The sequence below is a fragment of the Streptomyces sp. SID5910 genome (assembly GCF_009862125.1).
In the GTDB taxonomy this organism is placed as follows: domain Bacteria; phylum Actinomycetota; class Actinomycetes; order Streptomycetales; family Streptomycetaceae; genus Streptomyces.
In genome coordinates this window covers 1-5,707 of record NZ_WWHX01000661.1, presented here as the reverse complement: position 1 = coordinate 5,707, position 5,707 = coordinate 1, and the positions used below count along the sequence as shown (strand labels likewise).

The window sequence follows — 5,707 nt, the reverse complement described above, 5'->3', positions numbered from 1 at the left end:
GCCTGCGGACCCGCTGGCGGGCGGCCACCGCGACGGCGTGCCTGCTGTCGCTGCCGCTGCTGTGGACGGACACCCTGGGCGGCCTGTACGCGGTCGTCACCGTCCTCGGCATCGCCTACGCGCCCCACCTGATCACCGTGCTGGCGCTCACCGAGCGGACGGTGCCGCGCGCCCGGCTCGCCGAGGCGATGGCGTACGCGACCAGCGCGATCGTCGGTGGCCAGGCCCTCGCGGTGGCCGTCACCGGCCGCCTCGTCGAGTCCCACGGCCCCGTGGCGGCCTTCACGGCGGCGACCGCGACCGCCGCACTGGCCTTCGCCATCGCCCTGGCCGCCCGCCCCGCGCCGACCGCCGCGAACAGCCGGACGGTCCGCCACACGCCCGTGGCGGACCGCTCCGGCTCCGGCGACACCGCGTCCTAGACGGGCCTCTGGAGCACCGTCATGCTCCGGTCCACCAGCGTCAGCCGGTCCCCGGCCTGCACCTTCGTCCCCGTCCGGGCCGGCACCCCTTCCGTGCGGGCGGTGTCGACGATCACCTCCCACTGCCGGCCGTGGTCGACCGGCACCACGAAGTCCAGGGTCTTCGGCGAGGCGTTGAACATCAGCAGGAACGAGTCGTCGGCGATGCGTTCCCCGCGCGCGCCCGGCTCGGAGATCGCGTTGCCGTTGAGGAACACCGTCAGGGCCGACGCCCGCGCCGAGTTCCAGTCCCGCTGGGCCATCTCCGCTCCCTCCGGGGTGAACCAGGCGATGTCCGAGAGCTCGTCGTGGGTGCCCTCCACGGGCCGGCCGTGGAAGAAGCGCCGCCTGCGGAAGACCGGGTGGTCCTTGCGGAGCCACACCATCGCGCGCGTGAACTCCAGCAGCCCGGTGTCGGCGTCCTCGCCCTCCGGCCAGGCCACCCACGCCAGCTCGTTGTCCTGGCAGTAGGCGTTGTTGTTGCCCCGCTGGGTGCGGGCGAACTCGTCGCCGTGGCTGATCATCGGCACGCCCTGCGACAGCAGCAGCGTGGCGATGAAGTTCCGCATCTGCCGCGCCCGCAGCTCCCGCACCGAGGGATCGTCGGTGTCGCCCTCGGCGCCGCAGTTCCAGGACCGGTTGTGGCTCTCGCCGTCCCGGTTGTCCTCGCCGTTGGCCTCGTTGTGCTTGTCGTTGTAGGCGACCAGGTCGTGCAGGGTGAAGCCGTCGTGGCAGGTGACGAAGTTGATGGACGCCAGCGGGCGGCGCCCGTCGTCCTGGTAGAGGTCGGACGAGCCGGTCAGCCGGGACGCGAACTCCGCGAGGGTGCGCTGCTCGCCGCGCCACAGGTCGCGCACCGTGTCCCGGTACTTGCCGTTCCACTCGGTCCACAGCGGCGGGAAGTTGCCCACCTGGTAACCGCCCTCGCCGACGTCCCACGGCTCGGCGATCAGCTTCACCTGCGAGACCACCGGGTCCTGCTGCACCAGGTCGAAGAACGACGACAGCCGGTCCACCTCGTGGAACTGCCGGGCCAGGGTCGCCGCGAGGTCGAAGCGGAACCCGTCGACGTGCATCTCGGTGACCCAGTACCGCAGCGAGTCCATGATCATCTGGAGGACGTGCGGGGACCGCATGAGCAGCGAGTTCCCGGTGCCCGTGGTGTCCATGTAGTAGCGGGGGTCGTCGGTCAGCCGGTAGTAGGACGGGTTGTCGATGCCTTTGAAGGACAGCGTCGGACCCAGGTGGTTGCCCTCGGCGGTGTGGTTGTAGACCACGTCGAGGATGACCTCGATGCCCGCCTCGTGCAGCGCCTTCACCGCCGACTTGAACTCCAGCACCTGCTGGCCGCGGTCGCCCCAGGAGGCGTACGCGTTGTGCGGGGCGAAGAAGCCGATCGTGTTGTAGCCCCAGTAGTTGTTCAGCCCCATGTCGACCAGCCGGTGGTCGTTCACGAACTGGTGCACCGGCATCAGCTCCAGCGCGGTCACCCCCAGCTCGGTCAGGTGCTCGATGAGCGCCGGGTGCGCGAGCGCCGCGTAGGTGCCGCGCAGCTCCTCGGGGAGCCCCGGGTGGCGCATGGTGAGGCCCTTCACATGGGCCTCGTAGATCACCGTGTGGTGGTACTCCGTCCGGGGGCGCCGGTCGTCGCCCCAGTCGAAGTACGGGTTGACCACGACCGACGACATGGAATGCGGCGCCGAGTCCAGGTCGTTGCGCCGGTCGGGGTCCTCGAAGTGATAGCCGTACACCTCCTCGCCCCACTGGACCGAGCCGCTGATCGCCCGCGCGTACGGGTCGAGGAGCAGCTTCGCGGAGTTGCAGCGCAGCCCGCGCTCCGGCGCGTAGGGGCCGTGCACGCGGTACCCGTACCGCTGCCCCGGCATCACGCCCGGCACGTACGCGTGCCGGACGAACGCGTCGCTCTCCCGCAGTTCCACCGCCGTCTCCGAGCCGTCGTCGTGCAGCAGACACAGCTCTACTCGGTCCGCGGCCTCCGTGAAGACCGCGAAGTTGGTGCCGGCGCCGTCGTACGTGGCACCGAGTGGATACGCCTCTCCAGGCCAGACCTGCATGGACACGACTCTTTCAGGTGTGCGGCGCCGGTGCGGACGCCTTGGCTCCGAGTCTCCCCGAAAGTGAGGCGACCACCTAGCACTCACGTGCACTCACGTGCCTCTTACCCACCGCGCGCCGATCCGTTCCCGCCGAGTTGCGGGCCGTCCGGTTCGCGACGTACGACGTCACCGCTATGAATCCGCTCACCCGCCCCGCGCCGGGCACCCGGAACGGGCCGGTGGATCAGGGCCGTTGGGAAAACCGGCGTGCCCATCCGGCTGCACCGCGCACCGCTCGCGGAGTACCCTTCCTTGATCGTTGGACGGGGTCCGGCAGGGAGTGCTCCCAGGGAGCGGAAGGCGGTGCGCGGGTGGGCTCGGGAGGGCTGGAGCTGCCCCCTGGTGACGAGGGTCACGAGGGGAACTCCACGGACGTCCCGCCCGGTGCGGTGTCCCTGGCGCGGCCCATGAACGCGGGGGCGATCGGTCCGGAGCTGGACTGGGACGCCGACGCCTGGCACGAGGTGCGCACCCGCGCCCAGCGGGCCGGGCGGGCCTACATCTGGCTGAACCTGGTGGAGCAGCGGCTGCGCGCCGTCGTCGCCGCCGTCCTGCGGCCGGTGTACGAACCCGTCCACGGCGACGAGTGGGTGGTCGCCGCCGCCGGACCCGCCGGCCAGGAGTGGGTGCAGCGCGCCGTCGCCGTCCGCGAGGTCAGCCGCCGCAAGGGCTACCTCCTCGACCCCGCCGACGACAATGTGCTGAGCTTCCTCACCCTGCCCCAGCTGCGCGAGCTGATGGTCCAGCACTGGCCGTGCTTCGAGCCGTACGTGGACGAGCGCCGGGACGTGGAACTGGCCCTGGACGAGCTGGAGGTCACCCGCAACGTCGTCTCCCGTAACCGGGCGCTGTCCGAGGCGGTCCTGAACCAGGCCGAACGGGCCTCGGCGCGGCTGCTGGAGGTCCTCGGCACCGGCAGCGACCTGCCGTCCGCGCGCCGGCTCCCGGTCGACGCGGTGGAGGACCTGGTCGGCGACCGGTACGCCGACGTGGTCGCCGTGCACCCGGACCGCGTCCGGCTGCTGCGCCAGTTCCCCGCGGAGGACATCTTCGGCCGGGCCCGCCGCGTGGACGCCCTCGGCATCGGCCTCAACCTGCTCGTGCAGAACTTCTCCGGGCGCCGCCTGCTCCGGCTGGCCGAGTCCGGCGGCCGGGTGCGGCTGCTGTTCCTGAACCCGGCCTCCAGCGCCATCAAGCGCCGCGAGCGCGAACTGGGCATCAAGCGCGGCGAGCTGAGCCGTGCCGTCGAGACGAACATCCTGCACATGCGCCGGGTGCGGTCCCGGCTGCGGGACCCGGGGGCCTTCGAGATCCAGGTCTTCGACGACACGCCCCGCTTCACGGCCTACCTCGTGGACGGGGACGGCGCCGACGGCATCGCGGTCGTGCAGTCCTATCTGCGCCGCACGCGGGGCATGGAGGCGCCGGTGCTCGTGCTGCGCAACGGGCGCAACGGCGGCAAGGTCGTCAAGTCGGACCAGGTAGAAGAAGGCGGACTTTTCCCCACCTACCGTGAGGAGTTCGAGCTGATGTGGGCGGACTCGCGACCGGTGTCCTGAGCGCGGCTGCGGGTATCGGCCCCGGGTAAACGGAACGCGATCCTCTGATTGTCAGTGGCCCGTGCGAAGGTGGGGACCACTGGGGGAACGCACCACCGAGGAGGGGGACCGCCCATGGGCTGGCACCGGGAGCTGCTGATCGGCTTCGACCTGGAGACGACCGGCACCGATCCGCGCGAGGCGCGCATCGTCACCGGCGCCGTGATCGAGGTCAGGGGCGGTGAGCCGCTCGGCCGCCGGGAATGGCTGGCCGACCCCGGGGTGGAGATCCCGGCGGACGCGGTCGCGGTGCACGGCATCAGCAACGAGCGCGCGGCCACCGAGGGTCGCCCAGCCGACCAGGTCGCCGACGCCATCGCCGACGTCCTCACCGGCTACTGGAAGACGGGCGTCCCCGTCGTCGCCTACAACGCGGCCTTCGACCTCACCCTGCTCAGTGCCGAACTGCGGCGCCACGGCCTGCCGTCCCTGCGGGAGCGCCTGGGCGGCCTGGACCCCGCGCCCGTCATAGACCCGTACACCATCGACCGCTCCGTGGACCGGTACCGGCGCGGCAAGCGCAATCTGGAGGCGGTCTGCAGGGAGTACGGCGTCCCGCTCGACGCCGCCCACGACGCCTCGGCCGACGCCCTCGCCGCGGCCCGGCTGGCCTCGGCGATAGCCGGCCGCCACCCCAAGGTCGCGGCCCTCGGCCCGGCGGAGCTGCACCACCGCCAGATCGAGTGGTACGCGGAGTGGGCGGCGGACTTCCAGAGCTTCCTGCGCCGCAAGGGCGACACCACCGCCGTCGTCGACGGGACGTGGCCGGTCCGCGTGCTGGCCGGCGAGCCGGTCTGACCCGGCCGCGCCGGACCCCGCGTCAGAAGGGGTACCAGCGCACGGCCGGATCCCCGTCCCGCAGCGACGCCACCCGGCGTTCGAACTCGGCCAGCGCCTTCGGGTTGCTCGGCGCGTGCTGCGCCACCCAGGCACAGCTGGCCGTCTCGCGCGCCCCGCGCAGCACCGCGCAGCCGTCCCATTCGCGCACGTCCCAGCCGTAGGTCGCGGTGAAGGCGTCGTACGCCTCGGCGGGCAGCCCGTAGCGGTCCCGGCTGAGCGCCATCACCACCAGGTCGTGCTCGCGCAGGTCGGCGGAGAAGGTCTCCAGGTCGACCAGGACCGGACCGTCGGGGCCGACGTGCACATTGCGGGGGAGCGCGTCGCCGTGGATGGGGCCCGGCGGAAGGTGGGGGGTGAGCGCGGCGGCGGCCGTCGCGAAGCCGTCGCGGCGCTCGCGCAGATACGCCGCGTCGGCGGGGTCGATCGCGTCGCCGGCGAGCCGCAGCCAGCGTTCCACCCCGCCCAGCAGCTCGCGGGGCGGCAGTTCGAAGGAGGGGGAGGGCAGCGCGTGGACGAGCCGCAGCAGTTCCGCCACGTCGCGCGGCTCGGTGGGCCGTACCGCGTCGGGCAGCCGGTGCCACACGGTCACGGGATGCCCGTCGACCGTCAGCGCCTCGGGCCGGGCCGCCCGCACCGCCGGCACACCGGCCTCCTCCAGCCACACCGCGACGGCCAGCTCCCGGCCCGCCCG

Annotated in this window: 5 protein-coding genes; 3 read left to right on the top strand and 2 right to left on the bottom strand. The window is 72.4% G+C overall.

The window, feature by feature from the left end; all coding sequences use genetic code 11:
- A partial coding sequence (locus GTW67_RS22970) for an MFS transporter (protein WP_161166701.1) occupies positions 1-422 on the top strand: 422 nt, incomplete at its 5' end.
- On the opposite strand, the gene glgX is transcribed toward GTW67_RS22970, so the two are convergent.
- Positions 419-2,536, bottom strand: a complete 2,118-nt coding sequence (gene glgX / locus GTW67_RS22965; protein ID WP_161166700.1) for a glycogen debranching protein GlgX — start codon at positions 2,534-2,536, stop codon at positions 419-421. The two genes, GTW67_RS22970 and glgX, sit on opposite strands and share 4 nt — an antisense overlap.
- Positions 2,537-2,889: 353 nt before the next feature.
- Here glgX and GTW67_RS22960 point away from each other — a divergent pair, with 353 nt between their 5' ends.
- Positions 2,890-4,137, top strand: coding sequence for a DUF5919 domain-containing protein (locus GTW67_RS22960; protein ID WP_161166699.1), 1,248 nt, complete (start codon positions 2,890-2,892; stop codon positions 4,135-4,137).
- 114 nt (positions 4,138-4,251) lie between these two features.
- On the top strand, positions 4,252-4,974 hold the full coding sequence (locus tag GTW67_RS22955; protein ID WP_161166698.1) for a 3'-5' exonuclease: 723 nt from the start codon (positions 4,252-4,254) through the stop codon (positions 4,972-4,974).
- A gap of 22 nt (positions 4,975-4,996) precedes the next feature.
- Here the strand turns inward: GTW67_RS22955 and GTW67_RS22950 are convergent.
- The coding region (locus GTW67_RS22950) for a phosphotransferase enzyme family protein (protein ID WP_161166697.1) at positions 4,997-5,707 on the bottom strand (711 nt) is incomplete at its 5' end.